The organism is Nocardioides zeicaulis (genome assembly GCF_042432345.1).
Taxonomy (GTDB): Bacteria; Actinomycetota; Actinomycetes; order Propionibacteriales; family Nocardioidaceae; genus Nocardioides; species Nocardioides zeicaulis.
In genome coordinates this window covers 768,868-781,697 of record NZ_JBHLXH010000002.1, presented here as the reverse complement: position 1 = coordinate 781,697, position 12,830 = coordinate 768,868, and the positions used below count along the sequence as shown (strand labels likewise).

The 12,830-nt window shown below is 71.9% G+C and carries 10 protein-coding genes; 7 read left to right on the top strand and 3 right to left on the bottom strand.

Annotated elements, in window-relative coordinates; genetic code table 11:
- Window positions 1-180 precede the first annotated feature (180 nt).
- From trpS to ACFFJG_RS18315, 4 genes are all read left to right on the top strand, one after another.
- On the top strand, window positions 181-1,200 hold the full coding sequence (gene trpS / locus ACFFJG_RS18330) for a tryptophan--tRNA ligase (protein WP_378520218.1): 1,020 nt from the start codon (window positions 181-183) through the stop codon (window positions 1,198-1,200).
- Window positions 1,201-1,210: 10 nt separating this feature from the next.
- Window positions 1,211-1,720: a 2'-5' RNA ligase family protein gene (locus ACFFJG_RS18325; protein WP_378520217.1), complete on the top strand. Its 510-nt coding sequence runs from the start codon at window positions 1,211-1,213 to the stop codon at window positions 1,718-1,720.
- 4 nt (window positions 1,721-1,724) lie between these two features.
- Window positions 1,725-2,792 (top strand): YihY/virulence factor BrkB family protein, encoded by a 1,068-nt coding sequence (locus ACFFJG_RS18320; RefSeq protein WP_378520216.1) that lies wholly within the window; start codon window positions 1,725-1,727, stop codon window positions 2,790-2,792.
- Between the two features lie 316 nt (window positions 2,793-3,108).
- The gene (locus tag ACFFJG_RS18315) at window positions 3,109-4,059 is read left to right on the top strand and encodes a hypothetical protein (RefSeq protein ID WP_378520215.1); all 951 of its coding nucleotides are present in this window, start codon (window positions 3,109-3,111) and stop codon (window positions 4,057-4,059) included.
- 111 nt (window positions 4,060-4,170) lie between these two features.
- On the opposite strand, the gene ACFFJG_RS18310 is transcribed toward ACFFJG_RS18315, so the two are convergent.
- From ACFFJG_RS18310 to ACFFJG_RS18300, 3 genes are read right to left on the bottom strand one after another with little or no spacing between them, the layout of a single operon-like run.
- Window positions 4,171-4,914, bottom strand: a complete 744-nt coding sequence (locus ACFFJG_RS18310; RefSeq protein ID WP_378520214.1) for a succinate dehydrogenase/fumarate reductase iron-sulfur subunit — start codon at window positions 4,912-4,914, stop codon at window positions 4,171-4,173.
- Window positions 4,915-4,916: 2 nt separating this feature from the next.
- Window positions 4,917-6,917, bottom strand: a complete 2,001-nt coding sequence (locus ACFFJG_RS18305) for a fumarate reductase/succinate dehydrogenase flavoprotein subunit (protein ID WP_378520356.1) — start codon at window positions 6,915-6,917, stop codon at window positions 4,917-4,919.
- A gap of 31 nt (window positions 6,918-6,948) precedes the next feature.
- Entirely contained in the window at window positions 6,949-7,677 is a 729-nt protein-coding gene (locus tag ACFFJG_RS18300) for a succinate dehydrogenase cytochrome b subunit (protein ID WP_378520213.1), read from the bottom strand.
- A 168-nt stretch (window positions 7,678-7,845) separates the two neighbouring features.
- Between ACFFJG_RS18300 and ACFFJG_RS18295 the strand changes: the two genes are divergently transcribed.
- Genes ACFFJG_RS18295 through meaB form a run of 3 tightly spaced genes read left to right on the top strand, consistent with a single transcriptional unit; the run spans window position 7,846 to window position 12,826 of the window.
- A complete protein-coding gene (locus ACFFJG_RS18295) occupies window positions 7,846-9,672 on the top strand; it encodes a methylmalonyl-CoA mutase family protein (RefSeq protein WP_378520212.1) in 1,827 nt (608 codons plus the stop codon).
- Window positions 9,669-11,825 (top strand): methylmalonyl-CoA mutase, encoded by a 2,157-nt coding sequence (scpA, locus tag ACFFJG_RS18290; protein WP_378520211.1) that lies wholly within the window; start codon window positions 9,669-9,671, stop codon window positions 11,823-11,825. Before ACFFJG_RS18295 ends, scpA begins: the two co-directional genes overlap by 4 nt.
- Entirely contained in the window at window positions 11,825-12,826 is a 1,002-nt protein-coding gene (gene meaB, locus ACFFJG_RS18285) for a methylmalonyl Co-A mutase-associated GTPase MeaB (RefSeq protein WP_378520210.1), read from the top strand. Before scpA ends, meaB begins: the two co-directional genes overlap by 1 nt.
- Window positions 12,827-12,830 lie beyond the last annotated feature (4 nt).

Below are 12,830 nucleotides of genomic sequence, written 5' to 3'. Positions count from 1 at the left end.
TGGGTGCGACGGCGAGATGCTGCAGCTGTCATGGCGGGTTCCCTCCTCGGCCGGACCACCCGGCCGATCCTCGGAACCTACTGGTGAGTCACATCACACCGCGCTGTGACGTGCGTCACAGGTGGGGCCGCCCCGGAACCCCGTGGAGGCCGTCGTCGCGAGGATGCGAGACTGGGGTGCATGTCCACCACCGCCACCACGCGCCCGCGGGTCCTGTCCGGCATCCAGCCGACGGCGGACTCGTTCCACCTCGGGAACTTCCTCGGTGCGCTGCGGCAGTGGGTGGCGCTGCAGGAGGACTTCGACACGTTCTACTTCATCGCCGACCTGCACGCGATCACGGTCGAGCAGGACCCGAAGGTGCTGCGCGAGCGCACCCTGGTCTCGGCCGCCCAGCTCGTCGCCGCCGGCGTCGACCCGGCTCGCTCGACGATCTTCGTGCAGAGCCAGGTGCCGGCGCACGCCCAGGCGTCGTGGGTGCTGCAGTGCCTGACCGGCTTCGGCGAGGCGCGCCGGATGACCCAGTTCAAGGACAAGTCGGCCAAGGGCGGCGAGGGCGCGGCGAGCGTCGGCCTGTTCACCTACCCGATCCTCCAGGCCGCCGACATCCTGCTCTACCGCCCGCAGTACGTCCCCGTCGGCGAGGACCAGCGCCAGCACCTCGAGCTGACCCGCGACCTGGCCAACCGGTTCAACCACCGCTACAAGAAGACGTTCCGCCCGCCCGAGCCGTACATCCTCGAGGCGACCGCCAAGATCTACGACCTGCAGATCCCCGAGAAGCAGATGTCGAAGTCGATCGGGGGCCAGGGCTGCGTGTGGGTGCTCGACGAGCCGAAGGTGCTGGCGAAGAAGTTCCGCTCCGCCGTGACCGACTCCGACACCACCATCCGCTTCGACCGCGAGGCCAAGCCCGGCGTCAGCAACCTGCTCACGATCCACTCCGCGATGTCGGGGGAGAAGGTCGAGGCGCTCGAGGCCTCCTTCGAGGGCCGCGGCTACGGCGACCTCAAGGCCGAGGTCGCCGACGTCGTGCTGCAGGTGCTCGACCCGCTGCGCGAGCGCACGTTGGAGCTGCTCGACGACCGGTCCGAGCTCGAGCGGATCCTTGCCGACGGCGCGGAGCGCGCCGGGGCCGTGGCGGAGGCGACGCTGCGCGACGTCTACGACCGGGTCGGCTTCCTGCCCGCTTCTCGCTAGGGTCGCTGGCGTGCCGACCATCGGAGTAGCGATCGCGATCCCCGAGCCCTGGGCGAGCGAGCTCCAGGACTACCGCACCTCCGTCGGGGACACCACCGCGACGCAGATCCCCACGCACATCACGCTGATCCCGCCGTCGGAGGTCGAGGAGGAGGCGCTGGCCGGCGTGAGCGACCACCTCGCCGATGCGGCCACGCAGGTCGAGCCGTTCGACATCCACCTGCGCGGCACCGGGACGTTCCGACCGGTCTCGCCGGTGGTGTTCGTGACGGTCGCCGAGGGGATCTCCTCGTGCGAGATGCTGGCCGGGGCGGTGCGCTCGGGCCCGCTCGCGGTCGACCTCCAGTTCCCCTACCACCCCCACGTCACGGTGGCCCACCACCTCGACGACCCCACGCTCGACCGCGCGTTCGACGAGCTCGCGGAGTTCGAGTGCCGCTTCGCCGTCGACTCCTTCAGCCTCTACGTCCACGACGCAGACCACGGGTGGAAGCCCACCTGCCACTACGAGCTCGGGTGACCTGATGCCTCTCCTCGACACCGTCAAGCAGCGGGTCTCCGACGTCCGCGAACGACGACCCTTCGTCGACCACCTCGTCCGGATGGTCGAGCACTACGGGTTCGTCAACGGCAGCGCCCTCGCCGGCGCCGTGACGTTCTTCGGCTTCTTGTCCTTCTTCCCGATCCTCGCGCTCGGCTTCGCCGTCGTGGGGTGGGTCGCCCGGGTCTACCCCGATGCCCAGGACCAGATGGTGCAGGCGATCCAGTCGGTGCTGCCGATGGTGGTCCAGGGGGAGCCGGCGCAGGGAGAGATCTCGATCGACGCCTTCCAGAACGGCGCGGGCGCCGCCGCCGGGGTCGGTGTCGTGGGCCTGCTCTACTCCGGGCTCGGCTGGGTCTCCGGCCTGCGCACCGCGCTGCAGGCCGTCTTCGAGACCCCTCGCCGCGAACAGCCCAACTTCCTCGTCGGCAAGCTCAAGGACCTGCTGGCGCTGGTCCTGATCGGCGTCGTGCTGATGGTCGCGGTCGCGGTGTCGGCCCTCGTGACCTGGCTGTCGGGGGAGATCCTCGGCTGGCTGGGACTCGGCCTGGCGCTCAAGCCGCTGCTGGCGGTGCTCGCCGTCGCGGTCGGTCTGGCGGCCAACTCGCTGCTGTTCTTCTCCATCTTCAAGGTGCTCGCCGACCACGACACCCCCGACCGCTCGCTGTGGAGCGGGGCGCTGCTCGGCGCGATCGCCTTCGAGGTGCTCAAGCAGGCCGCGGCCTTCCTCCTCGCCTCCACGCAGGGCCAGCCGGCGTTCGCCGTCTTCGGCATCGCGCTGGTGCTGCTGATCTGGATCAACTACTTCTCCCGCGTCGTCCTCTTCGCCGCCGCGTGGGCCCACACCTCGCGCGAGTCCCGCGAGCGCCGCGCCGCCCAGGCCGCCGCCGAGGGTCGCGCCGAGGGCCCCCGCATCGACCTCGCCGCCGCGGCCGCGGGCGGCGTACGTCCCTCGCCGGCCGCTGCCGCCGCCACCTCCCCGAAGGCCGCCTTCGCCGCCGGCGCCGCCTCGATGCTGGGCCTCGTGGCCCTCGTCCGCCGCCGGCCCTGACCCCCGCCCCCTCGAGCGGTGAGTGAGGCATGTTCTGGGCGCCGAAAACGTGCGCTGCTCACCGCTCCGGTCGGGCGCGGGCCCCGAGCGGTGAGTGAGGCATGTTCTGGGGCGCCGGAAACGTGCGCTGCTCACCGCTAGGCGCTGGCGGATGGTGGGCCGGTGAGTGAGGCATGTTCTGGGAGCGGAGAACTTGCACTGCTCACCGCTCGAAGACGGGCCACGACGCGTCCACAGGGTGGCGTACGCGCCCGTCGTCCACAGGTGGTGCCGGCGTGGGGGTGCGCGGCGGCCGCGTGCATGGCCGGATGGGTGCGTGCACCGCGTGCCCGACGACCTTCGACATCGACCGTTCGCACGGGCAGAGGCGCTGGCGTCCGGTCTGCCGCGCGGCGTCCTGGCCGGGCCGCAGTTCCGGCGCGTGCACCATGGCGTCTACCGGCACCGAGACCTCGAGCTGGGCTTCGACGACCGGGTGGCCGCCGCACGCCTCGCCCTCCCGCCGGGCGCCGTCACCACCGGACTGACCCGGCTCCAGCAGCTGGGGATCGACCGCGGTCCGCGCGCACCCCTCCACTTCGTGCTCGAGGGGGACCACCACCTCGCGCTCGACGGTGTCTTCCTCCACCGCACGGTGAAGATGCCGCCGCACGACGGTGACCACGCCACTGTGGAGGCGGCCTACGTCGCCTACTGCGCAGACGCCCGGGCGCTGGAGGCCGTGACGATGGGGTGTGAGCTCCTGCGGCGCCGTGACCTTGACGTCCGGCTGCTCGAAGACCTGCTGGCCGGCGAGAGGTGGCGCCGCGGCGTGCCCGAGACCGCCTACGTCCTGCCGATGCTCGACGACCGCTACCGATCGGTGCCGGAGGCCGAGCTGCTGGCGTACGTCGTGGCAAGCGGCCTGCCGGTTCCGGACGTCAACCGCACCGTGGCGCTGACCGATGGCACCGTGCTGAGCCCGGACCAGTGGTTCGAGACCCACGGCGTGGCCGTCGAGTACGAAGGTTCGCAGCACCAGGAGGACCGGGGCCAGTACAACGCGGACATCGACCGGTACGCCGCCTACCGCCGCAACGGTGTGTCCTACGTGCAGGTCACCAAGGAGCGCATGCGCTCGCCCCGCGCCACCGTGCGCGCGGTCCACCGGGCCCTGCTCGCCGGCGGCTACGAGGGCCAGGCGCCCGACTTCGGTGTCGCGTGGCACGCGTTGCAGCGACCCCTGCGCGAGCTCGTACGCCACCGACCCGTGCCGAGGGGTGAGTGAGGCAGCTTCTGCGCCCGCAGAACGTGCACTGCTCACCGCCCGGGGCGGCGGGAGGGCGGGACGCGACGAGGGCCGGGGGAGACCCCCGGCCCTCTTCAGTGGTGCGTGTGCTCAGTGACCGTGGCGGATCGCGGTGCGCAGGTCCTTGTTGAGCTGGGAGATCACGTCGAGCGGGATCTCCTTGGGGCACGAGGCGGTGCAGGCGCCGATGTTGGTGCAGCCGCCGAAGCCCTCGGCGTCGTGCTGGGCGACCATGTTGACCACGCGGCTGTCGCGCTCGGGCTGGCCCTGGGGGAGCAGGCCGAGGTGGGTGATCTTGGCGCCCATGAACAGCGAGGCCGATCCGTTGGGGCACGCCGCGACGCAGGCGCCGCAGGCGATGCAGGTCGCGACGTTGAACGCGCGGTCGGCGTCCTCCTTGGGCACCGGCACCGAGTGGGCCTCGGGGGCCGCGCCGGTGTTCACCGACACGAAGCCGCCCTGCTGGATGATGCGGTCGAAGGCGCTGCGGTCGACGACGAGGTCCTTGATCACCGGGAAGCCCTCCGAGCGCCAGGGCTCGATGGTGATGGTGTCGCCGTCCTTGAACGAGCGCATGTGCAGCTGGCAGGTCGTGGTGACCTCCGGCCCGTGCGCCTCGCCGTTGATCATCAGGCCGCACGAGCCGCAGATGCCCTCGCGGCAGTCGTGCTCGAAGGCCACGGGCTCCTCGCCCTGGTCGTTGAGCTGCTCGTTGAGCACGTCGAGCATCTCCAGGAACGACATGTCGGGGGACACGTCGGCCAGCTGGTAGGTGTGGATCGCGCCCGCGGTGACGGCGTCGGGCTGGCGCCAGATCTTCAGGGTCAGGTTCATGCTCACTTGTAGCTCCGCTGCTTCATCTCGATGGCGGTGTAGACGAGGTCTTCCTTGTGCAGGACGGGCGCGGCGTCGGGGCCGGCCCACTCCCACGCGGCGACGTAGGCGTACTCGTCGTCGTGGCGCATCGCCTCCCCGTCGTCGGTCTGCGACTCGGCCCGGAAGTGGCCGCCGCAGGACTCGCGCCGGTTGAGGGCGTCGATGCACATCAGCTCGCCGAGCTCGATGAAGTCGGCGACGCGGCCGGCCTTCTCGAGCGACTGGTTCATGGTCTCGGCGGCACCGAGGACCTTGACGTTGCGGTAGAAGTCGTCCTTGAGGGTGCGGATCAGGTCGATCGCCTTCTTCAGCCCGTCCTCGGAGCGCTCCATGCCGCAGTACTCCCACATGATGTTGCCGAGCTCGCGGTGGTACGAGTCGACGCTGCGGGTGCCGTTGACCGACAGGAAGTGGTCGATGCGCGACTGCACCGACTCGCGCGCCTCCACGACCGCGGGGTGGTCCTCGGCGACCGGCTCGAACGGGCCGTCGGCGAGGTAGTCGCGGATCGTGTGGGGCAGGACGAAGTACCCGTCGGCCAGGCCCTGCATCAGCGCCGAGGCACCGAGGCGGTTGGCGCCGTGGTCGGAGAAGTTGGCCTCGCCGGTGACGAACAGGCCCGGGATCGTGGACTGCAGGTCGTAGTCGACCCACAGGCCGCCCATGACGTAGTGGACCGCGGGGTAGATGCGCATCGGCACCGAGTACGGGTCCTCGCCGGTGATCCGGGCGTACATGTCGAACAGGTTGCCGTACTTCGCGGCGACCGCGTCCTTGCCCAGGCGCTGGGTGGCCTCGGCGAAGTCGAGGTACACGCCACGGCGCACGCCGTCGACCTCGGGACCGACGCCGCGGCCCTCGTCGCAGACGTACTTCGCGGCGCGCGAGGCGATGTCGCGGGGGACCAGGTTGCCGAAGGAGGGGTAGATCCGCTCCAGGTAGTAGTCGCGGTCCTCCTCGGGGATGTCGCGCGGGTCCTTGTCGCAGTCGGCCTGGTTCTTCGGCACCCAGATGCGGCCGTCGTTGCGCAGCGACTCCGACATCAGGGTCAGCTTCGACTGGTGCGAGCCCGAGACCGGGATGCAGGTGGGGTGGATCTGCGTGTAGCAGGGGTTGGCCATGTAGGCGCCCTTGCGGTGCGCGCGCCACGCGGCGGTGACGTTGGAGCCCATCGCGTTGGTCGAGAGGTAGAACACGTTGCCGTAGCCGCCGGAGGCGAGCACGACGACGTCGGCGAGGTGGGTCTCGATCTCGCCGGTGACCATGTCGCGGGCGATGATGCCGCGGGCCTTGCCGTCGACGACGACCAGCTCGAGCATCTCGTGGCGGGCGTACATCGACACCGTGCCGGCGGCGACCTGGCGCTCGAGGGCCTGGTACGCGCCGATCAGCAGCTGCTGGCCCGTCTGGCCGCGGGCGTAGAAGGTGCGGGAGACCTGCACGCCGCCGAACGAGCGGTTGTCGAGCAGGCCGCCGTACTCGCGGGCGAACGGGACGCCCTGCGCGACGCACTGGTCGATGATGTTCGTGCTGACCTCGGCCAGGCGGTAGACGTTGGACTCGCGCGAGCGGTAGTCGCCGCCCTTGACGGTGTCGTAGAAGAGGCGGTGGACGGAGTCGCCGTCCTCCTTGTAGTTCTTGGCCGCGTTGATGCCGCCCTGGGCGGCGATCGAGTGCGCCCGGCGCGGGGAGTCCTGGTAGCAGAACGTCTTCACGTTGTAGCCGGCCTCGCCCATCGTGGCCGCGGCGGAGGCGCCGGCCAGGCCGGTGCCGACGATGATCACGTCGAGCTTGCGGCGGTTGGACGGGTTGACCAGGCGGGCCTCGAACTGGCGGGTGGACCAGCGGTCGGCGATCGGGCCGGCGGGCGCCTTGGTGTCGACCAGCGGGGCACCCGGGGTGTAGTAGCCGGCCGCGTCGTCGAACGACTCGCCGGCCGGGCCGGTCGTGGTGGTCTTCATGTCGATGTCGTTGCTCACGAGCACGGACCCCTTACTTGGTGATGATGCCCGTGAGGACACCGAGCGGGACGAGGGAGAAGCCGATCGAGATGACCAGCGCGACGACGAGGCCGGCGGCCTTGGCGCGCCGGCGCTTGGCGGCGTTGCCGGTCCAGCCGAGGGTCTGCGAGGCGCTCCAGACGCCGTGGTGCAGGTGCAGGCCGAGGGCGACCATGGCGACGAGGTAGATCAGCGTCAGCCACCACACGTCGAAGGTGTCGACCATGAGGTTGAACGGGTCGTTGGTGGCGCCGCCCTGCGGGTTGACCTTGCCGATGCTGAAGTTGAGCAGGTGCCAGACGAGGAACAGCAGGATGGTGACCCCGCCCCAGCGCATCATCAGGCTCGAGCGGCTCGCGCCGTCGTTCTTCTTCACGACGTACTTGGTCGGACGGGCCGCGGCCGCCCGGCGCCACAGCACCACGGCGCAGTAGACGTGCACGACCAGCGACGCGATGAGCCCGACGCGCAGGATCCACAGCAGGCCGCCGTGGGGGAGCATCGGCTCGCCGATCTCGCGCAGGTGCTCGGCGTAGGTGTTGAAGGCGTCGTGACCCGCGAACGCCTTCAGGTTGCCGTACATGTGGGCGAGCACGAAGCCGATGAAGATGAATCCGCTCACCGCCATCCCGAGCTTCAGGGCGATGGTGGTGCGGGTCGCCCGCGCACCCTTGACGAGAGTCGGGCCCTGCGTGCGGGGGCCGTTGATTTGGGTTGCCACACGTGCACGGTATCGCGGCACCCGGACGGCCGACACGCCGCGGCAGTGTGAGGTTTTCGTGCGCGCGGCGGGTGTGACGTACGACACGGGCGCGCAAGGGGTCGGGTGAGACCTATCCCATAGGTGCGGGCGGTGTCGGTGCCGTGACGTGCGTCCTATCCTGCGCTCATGACCGACCCTGATGCCGGCCCCGACGCGGGCCCCGACGGCGGCCTGGCCGAGCCAGCGGAGCTGCAGCCCGAGGAGGGCTCGCTCCGGCTCGTCGGGGAGGGCGACTCCTACGACGTCCGGGCCTGGGAGGCGGCGAGCGCCGCGGTGCTCCGCAAGGCACGCCGTCTCGGCGAGGACGCCCCGGACGCGGACGTCTGGGCGGCCCTGACCCGCACCACGCTCGACGGCATCGGCGTGGCGCCGATCGGGCAGCCGTCGGACCTCGAGGGCCTCACCACCTCCGGCCGGCCGACGCGCACGGGTGCGTGGGACGTGCGCACCCAGGTCGAGGTCGTCGACGACCGGGCCGCCAACGAGGCCGTGCTGCAGGACCTGGAGAACGGCGCCACCTCGGTGCTGCTCCACCTCGACGAGGAGCGCGGGCGCGACTGGTCGACCGTCCTCGACGGGGTGCTGCTCGACCTCGCCCCCGTGGTCCTCGACCGGCCCTCCACGGAGCAGGTGGAGGCCTTCGCCGCCCACCTCGAGGGTGTCGAGGGCCCGCTGCACCCGGCGACCAACCTCTCCCTCGACCCGCAGACCCTCGAGATGCTGGCGCACCCCACCGGCGACGCCCCCCGCGACCACGTCGCGCCCCTGGTCCGCCGCGCCTTCCAGCTCGGCGTGCGCGCGCTGGTCGTCGACGGCACCGCCCTGCACGACCGGGGCGCCAGCGACGCGCAGGAGCTCGCCTGGGCCGTCGCCACCGGCGTCGCGTACCTCCGGCTGCTCGACGAGGCGGGGTTCCCGGTCGAGCAGGCCGCCCGCACGATCGAGGTGCGCCTCGCCGCGACCGACGAGCAGCTGCCGGCGATCGCCAAGATGCGCGCCGCGCGCCGCCTCTGGGCGCGGGTGCTGGAGGCCAGCGGCGTGGACGGCGTCGAGATGGCCCTCCACGCCGTCACCAGCCGGCCGATGACCAGCAGGCGCGACCCCTGGGTCAACATGCTCCGCGGCACCGTCGCCGCCTTCTCGGCCGGCGTCGGCGGTGCCGACGCCCTCACCGTGGTCCCGTTCGACGAGCCGCTCGGCCTGCCCGACGCGTTCGGCCGACGCATCGCGCGCAACACCTCCTCGCTGCTCATCGAGGAGTCGCACGTCGCTGCGGTCGCCGACCCGGCCGGTGGGTCCTACGCGGTGGAGAGGCTGACCGACGACCTGGCGGTGGCGGCCTGGGAGGAGGTCGGCCGGATCGAGTCCGCCGGCGGGGCGCTGGCCGACGAGGCCCGCGCCGGGGTGGAGGAGCGCGTGCGGGCCGTCCGCGCCGAGCGCGACGCGCAGGTCGCCGACCGGTCGCGGCCGCTGACCGGTGTATCGGAGTTCCCCGACCTCGCCGAGGTCCTGCCCGAGCGGGACCCGCGCCCCCACCGCTACGTCCACCACTACGGCGCCGCCTTTGAGGACATGCGGGCCGAGCCCGCTGGCCGTCCGGTCTTCCTCGCCACCATGGGCCCGATCTCCACGCACACCGCGAGGGCGACCTTCGCGACCAACCTCCTCGCCGCCGGCGGGGTCGCGGTCGAGGCGGCGGGTGCCACGTCCGGCGCCGCCGACGTGCTCGAGGCCTACGCCGGCCAGCCGGTGGCGGTGCTCGCCGGCACCGACGCGGCCTACGCCGAGTGGGGCGCCGACCTCGTCGCGGCGCTGCGGGCGGCCGGGGCGTCCCACGTCGTGCTGGCCGGCAAGCCCGGTGAGCGCACCGTCACCGACGTCGACGACTCGTGTGCCCTGGGGGTCGACGCGCTCGGCTTCCTCGGCCGGATCCGAGAGGAGCTCGCCCGATGAGCATCCCGAAGAGCTTCGCCGACGTCCCGCTGGCAGGGGGCGCGCGGGCCGCGAGCGCCGCGACGGGTGGCGAGCCGTGGAGCAGCCCCGAGGGCATCGCCGTCCTCCCGGTCTACGGCCCCGAGCACCTCGAGGGCCTCGACGGCCTCGACACGTGGCCCGGCCTCGCGCCGTTCCTGCGCGGGCCCTACCCGACCATGTACACGACCCAGCCGTGGACGATCCGGCAGTACGCCGGCTTCTCCACCGCCGAGGAGTCCAACGCCTTCTACCGCCGCAACCTCGCGGCCGGCCAGAAGGGCCTGAGCGTCGCCTTCGACCTCGCCACCCACCGCGGCTACGACTCCGACCACCCGCGGGTCCGCGGCGACGTCGGCATGGCGGGCGTGGCGATCGACTCGATCTACGACACCCGCACCCTCTTCGACGGCATCCCGCTCGACGAGATGTCGGTGTCGATGACGATGAACGGCGCGGTGCTGCCGGTGCTCGCGCTCTACATCGCGGCCGCCGAGGAGCAGGGGGTGAGGCCGGAGCAGCTCGCCGGGACCATCCAGAACGACATCCTCAAGGAGTTCATGGTCCGCAACACCTACATCTACCCGCCGGCGCCGAGCATGCGGATCATCAGCGACATCTTCGCCTTCACGAGCGCGAAGATGCCCCGCTTCAACTCGATCTCCATCTCCGGCTACCACATCCAGGAGGCTGGGGCGACGGCCGACCTCGAGCTGGCCTACACGCTCGCCGACGGCGTGGAGTACATCCGTGCCGGTCTCGGCACCGGCATGACGATCGACCAGTTCGCGCCGCGGCTGTCGTTCTTCTGGGCCATCGGGATGAACTTCTTCATGGAGGTCGCCAAGATGCGCTCGGCCCGCGCGCTGTGGGCACGCCTGGTCGACGACTTCGAGCCGCAGAACCCGAAGTCGCGCTCGCTGCGCACCCACAGCCAGACCTCGGGCTGGTCGCTGACCGCGCAGGACGTCTTCAACAACGTGGGCCGCACCTGCATCGAGGCGATGGCCGCCACCCAGGGGCACACGCAGTCGCTGCACACCAACGCCCTCGACGAGGCGATCGCGCTGCCGACCGACTTCTCCGCCCGCATCGCGCGCAACACCCAGCTGCTGCTGCAGCAGGAGTCGGGCACCACGCAGGTCGTCGACCCGTGGGCGGGCTCCTACTACGTGGAGAAGCTCACCCACGACCTCGCCGAGCGCGCCTGGGCCCACATCCAGGAGGCCGAGCGTGCCGGAGGCATGGCGAGGGCGATCGAGCAGGGCATCCCGAAGATGCGCATCGAGGAGGCCGCCGCCCGCACCCAGGCCCGCATCGACTCCGGCGCCCAGAAGGTCATCGGTGTCAACACCTACCGCCTCGCCGCGGAGGACCGGCTCGACGTGCTGCGCGTCGACAACGACGACGTCTACCGCCAGCAGGTCGCCAAGCTCGAGCGGCTGCGCGCCGAGCGCGACGACGACGCCGTACGGCGCTCGCTCGAGGCGATCACCGCCAGCGCCGAGCGCGGTCCGGTCGGCGGCGGCTCGCTCGAGGGCAACCTGCTCGCGCTCGCGGTCGACGCCGCGCGCGCCAAGGCGACCGTCGGCGAGATCTCCGAGGCGCTGGAGAAGGTCTACGGCCGCCACCAGGCCGTGATCCGTACCATCAGCGGCGTGTACCGCGAGGAGGCAGGCACCGCGCCCGGCGGCAAGGTCGCCGAGGTGCTCGCCGCCACGGAGGAGTTCGAGGCCGAGGAGGGGCGCCGCCCGCGCATCCTGGTGGCCAAGATGGGCCAGGACGGGCACGACCGCGGCCAGAAGGTCGTGGTCACCGCGTTCGCCGACCTCGGCTTCGACGTCGACGTGGGGCCGCTGTTCTCCACGCCCGAGGAGGTCGCCCAGCAGGCCGTCGACGCCGACGTGCACATCGTGGGCGTCTCCTCGCTGGCCGCGGGCCACCTCACCCTGCTGCCCGCCCTGCGGCAGGCGCTGGCCGACCAGGGACGACCCGACATCATGATCGTCATCGGCGGCGTGATCCCGCCCGACGACGTCGAGACGCTCCAGGAGATGGGTGCGGCCGCGGTGTTCCTGCCCGGCACGGTCATCGCCGAGTCGGCCCTCGACCTGCTCGCGCGGCTGCGGGCCTGATGCCCCGCCCGGTCGACGTCGAGGCCCTCGTCGCGGGCGTGCGCGACGGGCAGCGCGCGGCGGTCGCGCGCGCCATCACCGTCGTGGAGTCCTCGCGGCCCGAGCACCGGGTGGCCGCACGCGAGCTGCTGACGGCGCTCGCGGAGGTCGAGCGGCCGCCCGCGACGCGGGTCGGCATCTCCGGCGTCCCGGGCGTGGGCAAGTCGACCTTCATCGAGTCCCTGGGCACCCGCCTGACCTCGGCCGGCCACCGGGTCGGCGTGCTCGCCGTCGACCCCTCGTCGGTGCGCACCGGCGGGTCGGTGCTCGGCGACAAGACCCGCATGTCGGCGCTGTCGGTCGACCCGCGCGCGTTCATCCGGCCCTCGCCGTCGGCCGGCACCCTGGGCGGCGTCGCGCGGGCGACGACGCAGGCGATGCTGGTGCTCGAGGCCGCCGGCCACGACGTCGTGCTGGTCGAGACCGTCGGCGTCGGGCAGTCGGAGGTGACCGTTGCCCGGATGGTCGACACCTTCCTCTTCCTCACCCTCGCCCGCACCGGCGACCAGCTCCAGGGGATCAAGAAGGGCATCCTGGAGATCGTCGACGTCGTCGCGGTCAACAAGGCGGACGCCCACGAGGGGCAGAGCCACGCCGCCGACGCGCGCGTCGCCGCGCGGGAGCTGGCCGGCGCGCTGCGCCTGGTGCGCGGGCACGCCGAGTGGGCCCCGCCCGTCGTGACCTGCTCGGGACTCACGGGCGAGGGCGTCGACGACGTCTGGGACCGGGTGGGACAGCACCGCGACCACCTCGGCCCCGACGGCCTGGCCCGCAAGCGCGCGGAGCAGCAGCTGGAGTTCACCTGGGCGCTGGTGCGCGACGAGCTCGACCAGCGGCTGCGCTCCTCAGCGGGCGTCGCCGCGGTCCGCGACGACGTACGCCGTGCCGTGCTGTCGGGCGAGCTCCCGGCGCCGCTGGCCGCAGATCGGCTTCTCGCCGCCTACGACGGGGACTCGACCTAGTATG

What these genes read in the sequence shown, in the direction of transcription:
- ACFFJG_RS18305 (WP_378520356.1), bottom strand. Translation starts at nt 6,917, where the DNA reads ATGAAGACCACCACGACCGGCCCGGCCGGCGAGTCGTTCGACGACGCG.
- ACFFJG_RS18320 (WP_378520216.1), top strand. Translation starts at nt 1,725, where the DNA reads ATGCCTCTCCTCGACACCGTCAAGCAGCGGGTCTCCGACGTCCGCGAA.
- scpA (WP_378520211.1), top strand. Translation starts at nt 9,669, where the DNA reads ATGAGCATCCCGAAGAGCTTCGCCGACGTCCCGCTGGCAGGGGGCGCG.
- trpS (WP_378520218.1), top strand. Translation starts at nt 181, where the DNA reads ATGTCCACCACCGCCACCACGCGCCCGCGGGTCCTGTCCGGCATCCAG.
- ACFFJG_RS18310 (WP_378520214.1), bottom strand. Translation starts at nt 4,914, where the DNA reads ATGAACCTGACCCTGAAGATCTGGCGCCAGCCCGACGCCGTCACCGCG.
- ACFFJG_RS18295 (WP_378520212.1), top strand. Translation starts at nt 7,846, where the DNA reads ATGACCGACCCTGATGCCGGCCCCGACGCGGGCCCCGACGGCGGCCTG.
- meaB (WP_378520210.1), top strand. Translation starts at nt 11,825, where the DNA reads ATGCCCCGCCCGGTCGACGTCGAGGCCCTCGTCGCGGGCGTGCGCGAC.